Genomic DNA, 15,736 nt, shown 5'->3' with positions numbered 1-15,736 from the left:
AGCCTGTTCCACGCTCGATGGGTGGATTACTTCAGGATGTGCAAGTCCGCGTTCGAGAGGCCGAGCCGAGTCTTGATCGTCATTATCTCGGCTGAGGCCTTGTAGCCCTTTGCCGAGATTTCCGCTGCGTTCAATTTCTTTATCTCCAAGGGGGCGCGTTTGAACGCTAGCCCCTTGATGTTCTCGTATTTTGTTCCGTTGATGATCTCGACGCGCGACCCGATCTTGGTCGTGTAGAGGCCTGTTATCTTGCTCTCGGCGGGGCCATGGATGGCGCTCGAGCTCGGTCCATAGACCGTGGTTTTTCTGGGGCCATAGATCTTGGCGGTGTTACCGCCTCTGATCGTCTTCGAGCTCCCCCCCGCGTGCACGGTGGTCGTTCGCCCTGCGTAAAAGTTGCCGGTGGCATGGCCGCGGACGTCTGTGCGTCGGGTCCCGGTGACATCGGTCTCGCTGGTGCCGTTGATCGTCGTTTTGTTCGATACGAAGACCGTCGTCTCTCGCCCGTTGAAGAAGGTGCTGTCGTCCTTGCCTCTGATCTGGGTGTTGCGCTTCCCCATGATGCGCAAACTGCTGTTGCCCCTGATTGTGGCGACGCGATCGCCCACGAGCGTGAACGTGTCGTCGCCCCCGATCTTCGTGCTCCGATTCCTCGTGATGGCGGTCTTTCGGTTGCCGCGGAGGGTCGTCTTTTCATTGCCGAGGATGGTCGTGTGGCGATAGCCCAAGATCACGTTCTGTGAGTATCCAGCGATGAAGCTCCCGGCGTACCCTCCGACGGCGCTCAAGCTGAAGCCCCCGATCACGCTCTCGGAGATGCCCACGGTGATCGCCGTTCGGTTGCCAGTCACGATGTTCTCGGAGCTGCCTCCGATCCACACATAAGCGTGGCCTTGCGACTTGACCTCGTACGAGGCGCCGCCGTTGGGCGCCCCCATCCGGAGGTAGGTGTTGTCATAAGGCGTCGACAGCGTGATCCGCTCTTGCCCGGCCTGGTCTTCGAGCTCGAGCCGGTTCCGCCCGCCCGTCTGGATCACGTTCCGCGTGTTGTTCCCCGACGTGACCGGGCTCGGCGTCAGCGCGTTGGGCGCGACGCCGACGATGGCCGGCCGGTCGGGATCGCCCCCCTCGAAGGCGCACATGATCTCGACGCCGGCGCGCAGCGGGAAGTGGAAGCCCTCGATGCCGCCGCCGTGGGGCTGCAGCATCCGGACCCAGGTCGACGCCTTCCCCCCGCTCAGGTCGCTCTCGTCGAAGTGGAACTTGATCCGGTAGCGACCATGGGTGTCGATCTGCGCGTACTCGCTGACCGCCGCGCCCTCGACGATCGCGATCTCGGTGCCGTAGATGCGCGGCCACTCGGTGACCTGCGGCGCGCGGAACTGCGTCGTCACGGGGATGGCCCTGGCCTCCATGCGGTAGTTCTCGGTCCACGTCGCGAAGTCGCGGAGCTCGGGCATGTCCGGGGCCTGGTTGGACCAGTGCTCGACCTCGATGGTCAGGTACTTCGTGTTGAACGCGGCCCGCGGGTGGTCCTCGATCTCGAAGGTGAACCCGGGGACCACCGTCGCCGCCTTGCCCATCGCCTGGTAGACGACGCCGGTCGCGGAGAGGCTCTCGGCCTTGATCCGCGCCAGCCGCGCCCCGTCGCCCGACGAGAAGAACCGCGCGCCGTACAGGCTGACCTCGCCGAAGCCGCTGGGGCTGACCGACGCCTGCCCGGTGACCGGTACGGCCGGCGTGGCGTAGTTGTAGTCCTTGAGGCGGACCGTGCCGGGCATGGCGTCATGCCGGCAGGTGAAGGCGTGGAACGTGTCCTTCGCTGTGTTGGCGCCGCCTGGCTGCGGGTAATAACGAATGGGCTTGCCGCCATGGGGCTGATGGGCCGACTTGTCATCGACGAGCACCAGCGTCTCGCCGCCCTCCCCATGCTCGAAGTGATAATAGATGCCTTCGCGCTCCATCCACCGGGCGACGAAGGCATAGTCGGTCTCGCGGTACTGACAGACATGCTCTTCGGCGGTGTAGGAGCCCTGGAGCTGGAGGGAGCAGTCCGTGACGCCGCCCTTCTGAAGGACGGCTCGAAGGATCGCCGGGATGGCCTGCGCGGTGAAGACCCGGCTGTGGAACGACATGGCGAGCAAGGCGAGGCGCGGGACCATGGTGGCCCGGAAGACGGACCGGCCGGCGAACTCGTTGATGAGCTCGATGCTGCCGAGGACGCCGCTCCGCAGGAATGGCTCGCCGCCGTCGCTCCGCTCCAGGGAGATGCTCACCGGCTGCCCCACGGCCGCCGCCATATCGAAGCTCTGGCCGACGTCGTTCGTCATCACCAGGTAGAGCTCGAAGCGATAGGGCCTCGAGATGCCCTCGGTGCCATGAAAAGCTACGAGCTTGGTGGAAGAGGGCAGGGCGCTGGATTGGACGACAAAATTGTCGGGCATGGCGAGCCTCACGGGTGGGAAACAGCGGCAGGCGCAGACGCGCTGGAGAGCCTAGACGGAATTTGTGTCAATTGTGTGGCGGGCTACCTGCTTGTTGTTGTCTATCGATGACGATGAAGTGACGGACTCGTCGCAGGCGACGTCGTCCGCTTGACGACATCCTGCTCGCGCCCATCGTCACGCGGCAGTGGTCGGCGATCTGCGCCGGCTCGCCTCTTTAGCTTCCAGCGGCGCAGGACCGCCGTCCTCTCGGCGCGCTACATCCGGATCAGCGGTCGCCCTGCGAGGGCCGTCAGGAAGAGCGCCAGCGCGACGGCGCCGTAGCCGATGGCGAACGCGATCACCCATCGCGTTGCCCGCCGCATGCGCGGCCCTGAGCCCGACGCCCTCGCCGACAGCCAGTAGCCGACCAGCGGGACGGCTTGCAGCGCGTGCATCCCGAAGAAGTGGGCGATGCGCAGGTCGCCTCCGCGCGTGCTCCAGTTGACGACGGGGAGCCCTGGCCCGCCGTCGGCGACGCCCACGCCGTGCGCGGGCTCAGCGAGCGGGCGCTCATGTCAGGCCTCCCCGGCGGGGCGCGGCGCCGCGGTCGCGACGACGGCGCGCGGCGATCGAGCGGCGATCGCGCGGACGGCGAGGTAGAGCGAGAACCCCAGCGGCCCGAGCATCAGCGTCAGATAGAGCACCGGGGCCATGAGCCACGGCGAGATGTCGCGATCGCGGCTGTCGAGGTACACCCACCGGCCCACGAAGAGATCGAAGGCGAGGAAATGAACCCAGCCGATCGTGGCGCCCGCGGGCGAGCCGAGCAGCTGGGCGACCGCCGCGAGGCTCGGCTGGTTGACGATCGGGAACACCTCGCGGATGACCGGGAGGACGAGCGCCGTGTAGAGCAGCGCGGGCGCGACGATCACGAGCGGCGACTCCATGATCCGCCGCGTCCATCGAGCGCGGGGCAGAAAAATCATCAGGAACCAGAACGGCATCACGAGGAGCCCGCTCAGCCCAAAGACCCTATCCATCATACCCTCCACCGGCTGCTGATTGTAACGATGAAACTATTCGTAACAGTGTTAACTTTGCGGGAATAAAGAGAGCGATCAGGGGCGCAGGCCCCGGACCATCATCTTCATGGCGATCTCCAGGGTCCGGTCGACGTCGTCGGCCGTGAAGCGGCCGCGGTCGGCCAGGCCGAGGGCGGTGATCCCGTGGACCAGGGCCCAGACCACCTGGCTGTGGCGCTCCACGTCGCCGCGCTGCATAGCGCCGGCATCCATCGCGGACGCGACAGCGTTTTGCAGCACGTCGAACGAATCGATCATCGGCTGTCGCCGCGCTTTCCGCTGGTCGAAGACGAAGTCGAAGCGCTGCATGAACATCAGCCGATAATGCACCGGGTTATCCATGCCGAAGCGCACGTACGCGGCGCCGAGCGCCACGAGCCGCTCGATCGGGTCCGCCGTGCTCTCGGCGGCCGCGACGAGCGCCCGCTGGAAGTCGGTGAAGCCGTCGTGGACGATGGCGAACAGGAGATCGTCCTTGTCCTCGTAATAGCGGTAGATCGTCGTCGCCGAGTAGCCGATGCGCTCGGCCACCTGGCGCATCGAGAACGCCTCGTAGCCCTGCTCCAGAAACAGCTCGCCCGCCGCCGAAAGGATCGCGCCCCGCAGGTTCTCCTTCTGCTGCTCGCGGCGCTGCTGGCTCGACGCCTGCAGGCGCTCCGCCTGGGTCGTGCCGCTGGTCTTCGTTGTCTTCGGGCGCGCGCTCGCCATGTCCGTGTCGCCTGGCCTCCGGGCGGCGTGACTGCCGCTCCTGTCGTCGTTCGTAACAGTGTTACTTTTTATAACGGTAGCATGGTCTACCGTCAAGGCTCCCTTCTCGAGCGCATTGCGGTGGTCTCCCGGGTCCGCCGTCACCCCCGCCGGCCCTCACGCCTCGCGCCTCGCGCCTCGCGCCTCGCCGACACGCGGCGGATGCTTGCGCGCGCCTGGTGGGAGCAGCGGGCGGGCCGCCCTCGCGGTACACCCCTTGCGGCAGGCGTGATAGGCTCGGTTCATGGTCCAGGCTGCGGCTCGTTCACCCGCACCCGCGTCAGGCCGGCGGATGTCGCTCGTCGAGTGGGCGGCCCTGCCCGAGGATGAGCCGGGCGAGCTCGTGGACGGGTTGCTCGTGGAGGAAGAGGTGTCCGGCTACGTTCACGAGGTCGTGGTCGGCTGGTTGATCCACATGCTCCGCGCCTGGATCACCCCCCGCGGCGGGCTGGTGGGCGGCTCGGACGCAAAATTCGCGGTGAAGCCGCAGCGGGGCCGGAAGCCCGACGTGACCGTCTTTTTCCCCGGAAGCCGGAGGCCACCAGCGCGGGGGCTGGTGCGTATCCCGCCCGATATCGCCGTCGAGGTCGTCTCCCCCACGCCGAGCGACGGGCGCCGCGATCGTGTCGAGAAGCTCCGCGAATATGCCGCCTTCGGGGTGCGCTGGTACTGGATCGTCGATCCGCAGCTCCGGAGCATCGAGCTCCTCGAGCTCGGGGCGGATGGGCGCTACGCGCACGCGCTCGACGCGACCGATGGGAGCATCGATGTGCCTGGATGCGAAGGGCTCCGGCTGGAACTCGATGCGTTGTGGGGGGAAGTCGAGCAGCTCGGCGCCGACGAGGGCGAAGCGCCGGAGGAAGACCAGGAGAGCTTGCCGCGGTAGCCTGCCGGCGGCGCCTCACGGCGCCGCCCTTCGTCAGTTCATCGTCAGTTCACGGTGGGCACGAACTCCACACACGCCTCTTCGATCGCCGCGAGGGCGCTCGTGAGGCCGTCCTCGAGGTGCCCTTCGCAGAGATCCCAGAAGAACCCACGGCCATCGGCGGCGAACAGGTCCACGAGCCTCTGCATGTCCTCGGCCTCCTCCGCGTCCCCATAAGCGCCCTCGCACTGCCGCCTTCCGCCGATGCCGAGGAACACCACGTTCTTCGCGTCGCCCTTCGCGGCGACCAGCCGATCGTGGATCTGCTGCGGCGTCTGGCGCGGGGCGGGCTGCTCGTCCTCGTCGGTGATCGCCACGACCACCAGCAACGCGTCGTTGCGGAGGAACCCCGCGTTCTCGCCGGTCGAGAACGGCGGCTCCAGCGCGGCGGCGATCGAGGACACGGGCTGCTCGTCGTCATTGGTTTCGGTGCACTCGATGTCGTCCACATAGAGATCTGCAGCGCACTGAAACTCGCCCGTGAGGTCGGTGCTCGAGCTCTCCATCCACGCCTTGCCGCTCTGGAACGAGCACTCACCCGCGGCGCCGCGCGTGTGGAAGGTGGCGGGGAGGGGGCAGGCGTCCATCACGGCCGCGCGGAAGTCGCGGATGCCGTCGATATCGAGCAACGCCTGCGCGAACGCCGGGAACACGACGTCGCGCATCGACGCCTTCTCCTCATCCATGCTCGAGGAGTTGTCGAGCGCGAACACGACATCGACGTGCTCGCACCCCGAGGAGCCCGCGCCGCTGCCGCCTCCCCCGGTCGTCCCGCTGCCGGATCCGGACCCGATCCCGGAGCCGACCCCCTCGCCGAAGGAACCCCCTTGGCCGCTGGAACCACTCCCCTGCCCGATGCCCGAGCCCGAGCCGTCCGACGAACCGCCGGTATTGCTCGTTCCCGAGTCCCCGCCGCAGCCCACGAGACCCACCGTCGCCGCGCAGAGCGCCGCGCACCATGCCCTGAGATCCATGCCGCTCTCCTTCGCTCTAAGTTAAGGGCGCAGTGCCCCTGCCGTTCGCCGCACGGCCCTGTGCGACAATCGGGCGTCAGAGAGCTGACGGTATCATGGGCGCCGCAGCGACTCTACGGTCGGCTCGGCTCAGCCGTTCGCCGCACGGGGCAACGGTGCGTCATCGTCCGACATCGGGAGCCCAGGTGCGCGATGGCCCAGCCCGAGCGCGCTCCGGAATCCCTCGATCGTGCGGCGCAGGCCCGTGCGCAACGGCACCTTCGGCTCGAAGCCGAGCACCCGCCGCGCGCGGTCGATCACCGGCTGCCGCTGCCTCGGATCGTCCTCGGGCAGCGGACGGAACACCACCCGACCCCGGCTCCCGGTCAGGTGAAGCACCTCCTCGGCGAGCTCAAGTACGGTGAACTCCTCGGGATTGCCCAGGTTCACCGGGCCCGTCTCGGCCGGGTGCTCCATCAGCCGGACGATCCCGTCGATGAGGTCCTCCACGTAGCAGAAGCTCCGTGTCTGGGAGCCGTCGCCGTACACGGTGAGGTCCTCACCCCGGAGCGCCTGTACGATGAAGTTCGACACCACCCGACCGTCATCGAGCGCCATGCGCGGACCGTACGTGTTGAAGATCCGCGCCAGGCGCACCTCGACGCCGCGGCGGTGGAAGTCCATCATCAGCGACTCGGCGCACCGCTTCCCCTCGTCATAACAGGAGCGGATCCCGATCGGGTTCACCGCGCCCCGGTAGCCCTCCGGCTGCGGGTGGACCTCGGGATCGCCGTAGACCTCGCTGGTCGACGCCTGGAAGACGCGCGCCCCGCAGCCCTCGGCGAGCTTCAGCGCGTGGAGCGCGCCGAGCACGTTGACCAGCGTGGTACGGACCGGATCGCGCTGGTAATGCGGCGGGCTCGCCGGCGAGGCGAGGTTGTAGATGCGGTCGACCTCCCGCTCGTACGGCTGCATGACATCGTGCTCCACCAGCCGGAAGCGCCGGTGAGAGAGGAGATGGGCGACGTTGTCCCGGGAGCCCGTCGAGAGATCGTCGAGCGCGACGACCTCGTGGCCCTCCCGGATCAGCCGATCACACAGGTGGGAGCCGACGAATCCGGCGCCCCCGGTCACCAGGATGCGGAGCGCTGCGCTCATGTCTCTCTGACCTCCTCTCCAGGTCGACTCCCCACGTCGACGTCATCGTCCCCGGCCCCCCGGGCGCTCCGGCGCTCCGGCGCGTCCTGCTCGTCGAGCAGCTCCCGGGTGTACCTCTCCAGCGCCTCGGCGCGGTGCGCCGCCGTGTGTCGGGCGAGCACGCGCTCGCGCGCCCGCTGGCCGATCGCGATCCGCTCCCGCTCGGGGAGCTCGCGGATCAGGTGGAGCACCTCCTCCGGGGAGCGGGCGACCAGGATCTCCTTGCCCGGCTCGAAGAGCTCGTCGAGGCCCGGCCAGTCGTCGCTGATCACCGGCACCCCGCAGGCCGCGGCCTCGAAGAGGCGCACGCTCGGCGAGTACCCCGCCTCGATCATGTCCCGGCGGGTGACGTTGAGCGTGAAGCGCTGCGCGCCGTAAAAGCCGCGGTGCGCGCCCGGCGGGACGTGATCCGTGCGCTCGACGTTGGTGGGCCAGCCGATGTCCGCCGGGTACTGCGGGCCGGCGACAACGAAGCGGCCGCGCCCCCAGCGGCGCGCCGGCGCGACGAGGAGCCGGTCCAGCGTGGGCTGGCGATCGGCGCTGTACGTGCCGAGGTAGCCGAGATCCCACCGGGGCGGCGCGCGCTCCGGGAAATACTCGTCCGGATCCACCGCGCAGTAGAGCGGCCGCGCCCGCTTCGCCCCGTGGCGGCGCTCGATCCGCTCGAGCGTCGGGCCGCCGGTGAACGAGAGGTACAGGTCGTACCGCGGGATGAGCGCCGGAGACAGGTACCCGGCGCCGCCCCGCTCGATCTGCTTGAGCGTCACCGGCGTGTCGATGTCGTAGAACGCGGTCTTCCCGCGCGCCGTCTCCGTCACCCAGGCGCCGACCTCGGCGCCGTCGGGCACGTAGGACCCGACGACCACCAGGTCCGCGTCGCGCACCGCGCCCCCGAAGCGCGCGCGGAGATCGTCGAGCCCCCGGTAGAGCTCGGTCCGGCCGTAGGGCGGGCTCGGGAGGTCGCGGTTCTCGGCGTAGAACGAGAGGTCCCGCTCCAGGAACAGCACGCCGTGCCCCCGCTGGGCCAGCCGCCGGAGCAGCCCGCGGTACGTCGTCGCGTGGCCGTTGCCCCACGACGAGGTGATCGACAGGCCCAGGAAGACGAAGGAGATGGGCTTCACGGCGGCGCGATCGCGGTGAGGGTTGCGCCGTCGGGGCGGGCCAGCAGGGCCTCGACCTGCCTGGCGCGCTCGGCGTAGGTGTGCCCCGCCAGCACGCGCTGCTTCGCCGCCCTGCCGATGGCGCGGGCTCGCTCGGGCGTGAGCGCCCGGAGGATCTCCACGACGTCGTCGCCGCTCCTCGCGACGAGCACCTCGCGCCCGGGCTCGAGGAAGAGCTCGATCCCCTCCCACGCGTCCGTGACGAGGCACGCGGCCGCGCCCGCGGCCTCGAAGACCCGGGTCGCCGGGGAGAAGCCGACCGACGCCATGCTGTCGCGGGCCACGTTCAGCACCGCGCGGGCGCTGGCGTTGAAGGCGTTGTGGTCCGCCGTGTAGACGTGCCCGACGTACCGGACGTTCGGGGGCATCGCCTTGTCCTGCCAGCCGCTGCCGCCAAGGAGGAACCGGAGCCCGGGGAGCGCGGCCGCGGGCCGCAGGAAGAACTCCTCCACGCGCCGCTCCCGGTCCGGCAGGCGGTTGGCGAGCAGCGCAAAATCGCAATGAAATCGAGGGTCTGGCTGGACCTCGAGGTGGGTCTCGGGGTCGAGCGCGTTGTAGATCGGCGCGCAGCGCCGCGCGCCGAGCGCCTCGTAGCCGCGCACCACCGGGTCGCCGCCGCCGTAGGTGAAGACCAGGTTGAAGCGCGGGATCTGCGCGCGGAAGGGGTCCGACGGCGCGGCGCGGACCCGCTCGAGCGTGGCCGGGGCGTCGACGTCCCAGAAGATCGTGGTGAGCCCCGGCCGATCGAGCGCGGCGACCTCGGCCTCGAGCAGCTCGTCGAAGACGCCGACGCCGCTGGCCTTGACGACGACGTCGGCGCTCCGGGCCTGCTCGACGAGCCGCCTGGGCTCCGCGGGGTCGGCGCCGGAGTAGACGACGACGCGGGCCCACGGCGGGTCGTCGATGTCGCGGTGCTTCTGGCGATCGTAGGCGTCCGGCTCGTGGAAGGTGATGCGGTGCCCTCGCGCCGCGAGGGCGCGGAGGATGCCGCGGTAGTAGGTGGCGGCTCCGTTCCAGTAGGCGGAGACGAGGCTCGATCCGAAGAAGGCGATGTCGAGCGATCGGCTCGCGGTCGGGCGTGGGCTGGGTCGGTTCATGACGTGGCTCGCTGGGGTGGGGCGGCGGGCGCGGGGCGGTCGACCTCGACGCCGAGCTCGGCGGCGATGGCGAGGAGCTCGTCGACCCGGTGGGCGCACGTGTGGCGCGCGAGGATCGTCGCGTGCCCCCGCTCCGCCAGCTCGGCGGCCAGGGCGGGCTCGGCGAGCAGGGCCGCGAGGCGCCGCTTCATCTCGTCGCCGTCCCGGGCGACGAGGTAGTCGCGGCCGGGCGAGAACAGCCCCTCCGCGTCGCTCCACGGCGAGCAGACGAGCGGGATGGCGCAGGCCATGGCCTCGAACGGCCGGATGGTCGGGATCCCCGGGAGCGAGGCGACGTAGGGCCTCCTCGGGACGTGGACGGTCACCCTGGCCCGCGCGAACGCCTCGGGAGCGCGGTAGTTGGGGAGCCAGCCCCGGTGCTCGATGCCGGCCGCGTCGAGCGCGGCGCGGGCGTGGTCGGGGTAACGCACCCCGTGCACGCGGGCGGAGAGGCCGAGATCGCGCGCCGGGCCGATCAGGAACGCGTCGAGCTCGCGGGTGCGCTCCTCGTCGCCCCAGTTGCCGATCCACACGAGATCGCGCTCGGGCCGGGCCCCGCGGCGCGGGCGGAACACGCGGACGTCCGCGGCCTCGTGCCAGACGAAGGCCCGGCGGGCCCAGCGGCGCGCGAGGTAGAGGTCGCGGATCACCCGGCCGAAGGCGAGGACGCCGTCGTAGCGGGTGAGGTCGTAGCGGGCCATGGCCCCGGGATCCGTGACCGACCGGTGGTGTGTGTCGTGGAAGAGCAGCCGGTACGACGCGCGCGACGCGTGTGCCCGGTGCGCGCCGATGCGGGCGACCAGCTCGGGCTCGCTCCACTCGTGGACGAGGACGAGCGAGGTGCCCTCGAGCGCCTCGTCGAGGTCGAGCGAGGCAAGATCGTACCGGATCGGATCGACGCGCGGGTAGACCTCCCTCACCTCGCGCAGCGGCGCCTCGCCGTGATCGGCGACGAGGTTCTGGAGGCTCCAGGCGTCCCTCGGCTCGAAGGCGCGGACCTCGTGCCCGCGCTCGGCGAGCTCGGTGACCACGCCGCGGAGGAAGTGCGCGTTCCCGTGGTTCCAGTCGGAGAGCAGGGAGTGGCAGAACAGGGCTATGCGCATGGCGCGTGCTCTCCTCTCCTCCACGGCGAGCGCTCTTCTTCGCCAGGCCCGCGCTCGAGGAGCTCGCCGTAGAGGCGCAGGTAGCCCCGGGCCATCCGCCGCGGCGAGAAGCCGAGGGCGCGGGCGCGGGCGCGCGTGGCCATCTCGCGCCGCGCGCCGGGCGCGTCGATGAGCGCCCGGAGCGCGCGCCGGAGGGCCTCCGTGTCGCCGGGATCCACGTAGAGGGCCGCGTCCCCCCAGACCTCGCGCAGGCTGGGGATGTCGCCCAGGACGAGGGCGCACCCGGAGAGCGCAGCCTCCAGGACCGACAGGCCGAACGGCTCGTAGCGGGCCGGGTGAGCGTAGATCGACGCGCGGCCGAGCGCGGCGGCGACGGCGGACGGCGAGAGCACGCCGAGGTGCTCGAGCGAGGGGAGGTGCGAAGGGAGGGGTGTCGCGCCCGCGCCCGCGCCCGGGCGGACGTCGCTCCCTGCCACCTGGATCGGCCAGGGCAGGTGAGGGGCCACCTCGCCGAGCGCCTCGATGTTCTTGGCCTGGTCCCAGAGCCGCCCGACCGCGAGGACGAGCTCAACCTTGGGGCGCGGGGCGAACCGCGCGGGGTCGGCGGCGTTGGGGATCACCTCCGCCCGCGCGCCCCCGGGGAGCGGGCCGTGGTGGCGCAGGAGCGCGTCGAGCATCGCCCGGGTCGGGGCCACCACCGCCGACGCGGCGGCGAGCCCCCGGGCCACCTCGCGCCGGTAGCGATCGTACCGCGGCGGCGCCTCCCCGCCGAGGACCGCGGCCCACCAGGAGAGGACGCACGAGTGGGCCACAACGAGCTTCGGGGCGCGGAAGCCGAGCGCGCCGTGCGCATAGCCGTTCAGGTGGATCAGCGCCGGCCGGACGCGCTCCTCGAGCTCGAGGAGCCAGTCCCCGGCGCGCGCGACGTCGTCCCAGGGATCCTCCATCCACTCGAGCCGGAAGGAGCTCTCGAAGACGGCGAGCCCGGGCACGCGGCCCGCGGCCTCGCGCTGGGGCGCGGAGAGCGGCCCGCCGAGGGTGGCGAGCGACGTCCGGACCCCGCGCGCCGCGAGCGCGCGCGCGAGCGCGAGCGCGTAGGAGAAGACGCCCCCCACCGTGTCGGCGGTCATCAGGACCGAGCCGGGGGCGCGCGCGGCGTCAGCCATGGCCGGGGGGCGCGATCTCCAGCGCGGAGAGCGGGAGAGGGCGGCTGTCCTGGAGGTCGCTGAAGCGCTCGAACTGATCGAGGTAGTGCGCGACCGAGCGCTCCCACGCCTCGTCGTCGGGGGCGCCCCAGCGCATCGTGTACTCGGGCGAGCCCGGGTAAGGGAACATCGGCACCGGCTCGTTCGCCCACACGCCGTGCTGCCGGAGCCGCTCCCGGAAGGCGGCGACGTCCGCCGGATCGTCGGTCGGCGACTGGATCAGGTTCGCCTGGACGAAGGGGACGCTCTTCTTGGCGTGGATCAGGAGATCACCGAGCTGCTCGGTCGAGAGCCTGCAGCGCTTGGCCAGGAGGCTCCTGCCCTCCCGGGTGACGCTCTCCACCCCTGCCTCGATCGAGACGCACCCCGCTCTCCCGAGCAGGTCGAGCATCTCCCGGCTCCAGTTATCGACGCGCATCTGGACGCCGAACGACACCGGGCGATCGACGAGCGCCTCGAGCAGCGGGCGATCCGGCAGGAAGATCTCGTCGATGAAATAGACGTAACGAACCCCCTGGGCGACGAGCCCGTCGATCTCGTCGAGGAGCACGCCGAGGGGGCGCTTGCGGTAGCCCTCGCGGAAGTTGTCCTTCGCGCAGAAGGTGCAGTGGTACGGGCACCCTCTCGACGCCTCGACCTCGGCGCCGGGGCCGATCGGCGTGGTGTCGAAGCGGTGGTGGTGGTGGGCGTGGCGCGCCACCGTGGCGTCGTCCCAGCGCAGGGCCGGCAGCCGGGCCATGTCCGACGCGCGCGGGCCGCCCTGCACGCGCGCCTCGTCGCCGTCCAGCCAGGCGATCGCGTCGATCTCGCCCCAGCGCGATCGCGGGCGATCGGCGAGCTCCACCAGCACGTCCTCGCACTCGCCCATCACCACGGCGTCGACCCCGAGCTTGCGCAGGGTGGCGCGGGGCGTGGTGGAGGCGTGGGGGCCCACCGCGAACCGGAGCCCTGGCAGCCCGTGGAGCGCGCGGAGCGCCTGCTGCGGGACGCGGAGCTCGGGCGGGGCGCAGCGCCAGAAGAGGTAGCTCGGCGCGGTGGTCATCACGATGGCGTCGGCGCGGAGCGCGGCCACCTCGTCGCGGAGGGCGCCGTCGGCGAGGCCCCGGGCCTGGGCGTCGACGAGGGTCGCCTCGTGGCCCGCGGCCTCGAGCAGCGCCCTGGCGTAGCCGTATTCGAGGGGCAGGTGAGGCTCGCGGCAGCCGAAATAGATGCTCCCCTCGAAGCTCCAGGCCGGGTTGACGAGCGCGAACCTCACCGGACGCCCCCCGCGCACGGCTCCTTCGCGGGCTGGCCGGCGCCGGCGGCGGCCTTCGCGGCGCCGGTCGCCTCCGTCATCTCCCGCAGCCAGCCGTGCAGCCTGCGCACCCCCTCGCGGACCCGGACGCGCGGCCACCACCCCGTGGCCGCGGAGAGCCGGCGGCAGTCGGAGACGTAGTACCGCTGATCGCCCGGCCGCCACCCCTCGAAGCCGATCAGGGGGCGCTTGCCGTCGAGCTCCTCGATGAGATCGAGCAGCTCGAGCAGGCTGAGCGTGTTCTCCGGGCCCCCGCCGACGTTGAACGCCGACGCCGAGATCTGCCGGATGTCCCTGCGGGCGAGGAGGAGCGCGTCGACGAGGTCGTCGATGAAGAGCACGTCACGCACCTGCATCCCGTCGCCGTAAAGGGTGATCGGCTCCCGCCGGAGCGCCTGGAGGAGGAAATGCGCGACCCACCCCTGGTCCTCGGTCCCGAACTGCCGAGGACCGTAGATACAGCTCATCCGGAACACCGCCGCGGGGAGCCCGAAGGTGCGGGCATAATCGATGACGTACTGGTCCGCCGCGCCCTTGGAGCAGCCGTAGGGGCTGTGGAAATCGAGCGGGCGGGCCTCGGAGACGCCGGAGGCCCGGAGCTCCGGATCCGCGGGCTCGTAGCGCCGGCCGCCGCACGAGAGCGGGACGTCGGGGAGGCCGCCGTACACCTTGTTGGTGGACGTGAGGAGGAGCGGCGGCGGGGCGCTCTCGGCGCGGATCGCCTCGAGCACATTGAGCGTCCCGCGGGCGTTGATCTCGAAGTCTTCCACCGGCTGGACGAGGCTCGTCGTCACGGCCACCTGGGCGGCGAAGTGGAAGACGCTCGAGGCGCGCCGGACCGCGGCCGCGACAGCGCGGGCGTCCCTCACGTCGCCGGTGATCAGCGTGACGCGGTCGCCGTGGGTGCGCCTCAACCACTCGACGTTGCGCGCCACCGAGGGGCGGGAGAGGTTGTCGAAGAGGATCACCGCCTCTCCCGCCTGGAGCAGGCGGTGGGCCAGGTTGGCCCCGATGAAGCCGGCGCCGCCGGTGATCAGCGCCGGGCGCCCCGGCGCTGCGGTCGCGCCGCCCGGGCCATCCGCCGCGGCGCTCATACCGTGAGCCCCCTGGACTCGAGCTCGGCGCGGGCCTGGGCGACAGCGTCCTTCGCCACCTGCCCCTCGAGCCAGCCGGCGAGATCGCGGAGCCCCTCCTCGAGCGAGACCCGGGGCGCATACCCGATCTTCTGCTGCGCCGCGCCGATGTCGGCGAAGCAGTGCCGGACGTCGCCCAGCCGGGATTTTCCGACGATCTCGGGCTCGATACCGCTCTTCCCCATCACCTCGCGGACGCGCTCGGCGACCTCACGCACGGTGTACGACCGCCCGCTGCCGATGTTGAGCACCTGGCCCACCGCGGCGTCGGCGCCGAGGGCCCGGACGCAGGCGCGGGCGACGTCGGTGACGCTCACGAGATCGCGCCGCTGCAGCCCGTCCTCGAAGATCACGGGCGGACGGTCGTTGAGGAGCCTCGCGGCGAAGATGGCGAGGACGCCGGTGTACGGGTTGGAGAGGGCCTGACGGCGGCCGTAGACGTTGAAGAAGCGGAGGGCGACGGTCGGGATCTGGTACGCGCGCCCGATCATCAGGCAGAGCCGCTCCTGGTCGTACTTGGAGAGCGCATAGACCGACTCGAGCGACGGGGGCTTGGACTCGGGCGTCGGGATGGGCACGAGCGCCTCGCCCGCCTCGCTCCGGACCTCCCAGTCGCCGCGCTTGAGCTGCTCGAGCGGCCGGCTCGCGCCGGGGACCACCGCGCCGGAGGCCGCCCGGTAGAGCCCCTCGCCATACACGCTCATGCTCGAGGCGACGAGCAGCCTCGAGACAGGCTTCGCGGCGAGCTCCTCGAGCAGCACGGCGGTGCCGAGGTTGTTGATCGAGGTGTACTCCGCGATCTTGTACATGCTCTGTCCGACCCCGACCGCGGACGCGAAGTGGACGACCGCGTCCACGCCGCGGAGCGCCGATTTCACCGCGTCCCGGTCGCGGACATCACCCACGATGAGCTCGACCTCCGGGTCGAGGTACGCCGGGCGGTTGCGGTCGGGGCCGTGCACCTGAGGGACCAGGCTGTCGAGCGCCCGGACGCGGACCCCCTGGCGCAGGAGCTCGTCGGCCACGTGAGAGCCGATGAACCCCGCTCCACCGGTGATGAGGACGTGACTCGTCATATCCCTCTGGTTCGATGATCAGCGCGCGGCGGAGGCGCCGCGAGCCCGGGCAGAACAGGCGAGGCGAGCGAGATCAGATGAGGCCGGAGGCCGAGGTTCCCTTGCGATGACATCGTGCTCCGGCGGATCGCTGCGCGTCGTGTTCGGCTCCGTTCGTTGCAAACAGGGCATGATCGTTGCCCCGGACGCCATCCGAGTATCATGCGACTCACGATCACGCAACACGGTTTGTGAGGTATTCAACAAGGGGCCGCTCCGTGCGATTTTCCGTGCTCCGCTGGGGAATGCTCGAGTCTGGC

The 15,736-nt window shown here is 70.7% G+C and carries 13 protein-coding genes and 1 pseudogene; 1 reads left to right on the top strand and 13 read right to left on the bottom strand.

The features are described from left to right. Positions 1-26 precede the first annotated feature (26 nt). The 4 genes and pseudogenes from WMF22_RS36435 to WMF22_RS36420 form a co-directional block, all read right to left on the bottom strand. Positions 27-2,444: a type VI secretion system Vgr family protein gene (locus WMF22_RS36435; protein ID WP_438032731.1), complete on the bottom strand. Its 2,418-nt coding sequence runs from the start codon at positions 2,442-2,444 to the stop codon at positions 27-29. Between the two features lie 257 nt (positions 2,445-2,701). Then, positions 2,702-2,977: pseudogene (locus WMF22_RS36430) on the bottom strand (hypothetical protein); the annotation flags it as partial. Positions 2,978-3,001: 24 nt separating this feature from the next. Beyond that, positions 3,002-3,466, bottom strand: coding sequence for an ABA4-like family protein (locus WMF22_RS36425; RefSeq protein ID WP_438032730.1), 465 nt, complete (start codon positions 3,464-3,466; stop codon positions 3,002-3,004). A 78-nt stretch (positions 3,467-3,544) separates the two neighbouring features. Further along, positions 3,545-4,312 (bottom strand): TetR/AcrR family transcriptional regulator, encoded by a 768-nt coding sequence (locus WMF22_RS36420; protein WP_438032729.1) that lies wholly within the window; start codon positions 4,310-4,312, stop codon positions 3,545-3,547. Positions 4,313-4,499: 187 nt separating this feature from the next. Here WMF22_RS36420 and WMF22_RS36415 point away from each other — a divergent pair, with 187 nt between their 5' ends. Then, the gene (locus WMF22_RS36415) at positions 4,500-5,141 is read left to right on the top strand and encodes a Uma2 family endonuclease (RefSeq protein WP_438032728.1); all 642 of its coding nucleotides are present in this window, start codon (positions 4,500-4,502) and stop codon (positions 5,139-5,141) included. Between the two features lie 44 nt (positions 5,142-5,185). Here the strand turns inward: WMF22_RS36415 and WMF22_RS36410 are convergent, their stop codons facing one another. The 9 genes from WMF22_RS36410 to WMF22_RS36370 form a co-directional block, all read right to left on the bottom strand. Then, positions 5,186-6,154 (bottom strand): hypothetical protein, encoded by a 969-nt coding sequence (locus tag WMF22_RS36410; RefSeq protein ID WP_437294551.1) that lies wholly within the window; start codon positions 6,152-6,154, stop codon positions 5,186-5,188. 129 nt (positions 6,155-6,283) lie between these two features. Continuing rightward, complete coding sequence (locus tag WMF22_RS36405) at positions 6,284-7,291, bottom strand: UDP-glucuronic acid decarboxylase family protein (RefSeq protein WP_437294550.1); 1,008 nt, start codon at positions 7,289-7,291, stop codon at positions 6,284-6,286. Beyond that, complete coding sequence (locus WMF22_RS36400; protein WP_438032727.1) at positions 7,288-8,451, bottom strand: CgeB family protein; 1,164 nt, start codon at positions 8,449-8,451, stop codon at positions 7,288-7,290. Before WMF22_RS36400 ends, WMF22_RS36405 begins: the two co-directional genes overlap by 4 nt. Further along, entirely contained in the window at positions 8,448-9,587 is a 1,140-nt protein-coding gene (locus tag WMF22_RS36395) for a CgeB family protein (protein WP_438032726.1), read from the bottom strand. The genes WMF22_RS36400 and WMF22_RS36395 overlap by 4 nt, the downstream gene beginning before the upstream one ends. Next, entirely contained in the window at positions 9,584-10,729 is a 1,146-nt protein-coding gene (locus WMF22_RS36390) for a CgeB family protein (protein WP_438032725.1), read from the bottom strand. The genes WMF22_RS36395 and WMF22_RS36390 overlap by 4 nt, the downstream gene beginning before the upstream one ends. Continuing rightward, complete coding sequence (locus WMF22_RS36385) at positions 10,720-11,895, bottom strand: glycosyltransferase family 4 protein (RefSeq protein ID WP_438032724.1); 1,176 nt, start codon at positions 11,893-11,895, stop codon at positions 10,720-10,722. Before WMF22_RS36385 ends, WMF22_RS36390 begins: the two co-directional genes overlap by 10 nt. After that, on the bottom strand, positions 11,888-13,189 hold the full coding sequence (locus WMF22_RS36380; protein ID WP_438037315.1) for a TIGR04295 family B12-binding domain-containing radical SAM protein: 1,302 nt from the start codon (positions 13,187-13,189) through the stop codon (positions 11,888-11,890). Before WMF22_RS36380 ends, WMF22_RS36385 begins: the two co-directional genes overlap by 8 nt. After that, positions 13,186-14,322: an SDR family NAD(P)-dependent oxidoreductase gene (locus tag WMF22_RS36375; protein WP_437294545.1), complete on the bottom strand. Its 1,137-nt coding sequence runs from the start codon at positions 14,320-14,322 to the stop codon at positions 13,186-13,188. Before WMF22_RS36375 ends, WMF22_RS36380 begins: the two co-directional genes overlap by 4 nt. Next, on the bottom strand, positions 14,319-15,437 hold the full coding sequence (locus tag WMF22_RS36370; protein WP_437294544.1) for an NAD-dependent epimerase/dehydratase family protein: 1,119 nt from the start codon (positions 15,435-15,437) through the stop codon (positions 14,319-14,321). Before WMF22_RS36370 ends, WMF22_RS36375 begins: the two co-directional genes overlap by 4 nt. Positions 15,438-15,736: the final 299 nt, after the last annotated feature.

It is taken from the genome of Sorangium sp. So ce204, from assembly GCF_051526795.1.
Classification (GTDB): Bacteria; Myxococcota_A; Polyangia; order Polyangiales; family Polyangiaceae; genus Sorangium; species Sorangium cellulosum_B.
The sequence above is the reverse complement of the archived record's forward strand: the minus strand, read 5'-3'. Positions and strand labels throughout refer to the sequence as shown.

Bases quoted from the DNA above. Each gene is read 5' to 3' on its own strand.
- WMF22_RS36435 (WP_438032731.1), bottom strand. From the start codon at position 2,444: ATGCCCGACAATTTTGTCGTCCAATCCAGCGCCCTGCCCTCTTCCACC.
- WMF22_RS36370 (WP_437294544.1), bottom strand. From the start codon at position 15,437: ATGACGAGTCACGTCCTCATCACCGGTGGAGCGGGGTTCATCGGCTCT.
- WMF22_RS36390 (WP_438032725.1), bottom strand. From the start codon at position 10,729: ATGCGCATAGCCCTGTTCTGCCACTCCCTGCTCTCCGACTGGAACCAC.
- WMF22_RS36405 (WP_437294550.1), bottom strand. From the start codon at position 7,291: ATGAGCGCAGCGCTCCGCATCCTGGTGACCGGGGGCGCCGGATTCGTC.
- WMF22_RS36415 (WP_438032728.1), top strand. From the start codon at position 4,500: ATGGTCCAGGCTGCGGCTCGTTCACCCGCACCCGCGTCAGGCCGGCGG.
- WMF22_RS36425 (WP_438032730.1), bottom strand. From the start codon at position 3,466: ATGGATAGGGTCTTTGGGCTGAGCGGGCTCCTCGTGATGCCGTTCTGG.
- WMF22_RS36375 (WP_437294545.1), bottom strand. From the start codon at position 14,322: ATGAGCGCCGCGGCGGATGGCCCGGGCGGCGCGACCGCAGCGCCGGGG.
- WMF22_RS36385 (WP_438032724.1), bottom strand. From the start codon at position 11,895: ATGGCTGACGCCGCGCGCGCCCCCGGCTCGGTCCTGATGACCGCCGAC.
- WMF22_RS36410 (WP_437294551.1), bottom strand. From the start codon at position 6,154: ATGGATCTCAGGGCATGGTGCGCGGCGCTCTGCGCGGCGACGGTGGGT.
- WMF22_RS36395 (WP_438032726.1), bottom strand. From the start codon at position 9,587: ATGAACCGACCCAGCCCACGCCCGACCGCGAGCCGATCGCTCGACATC.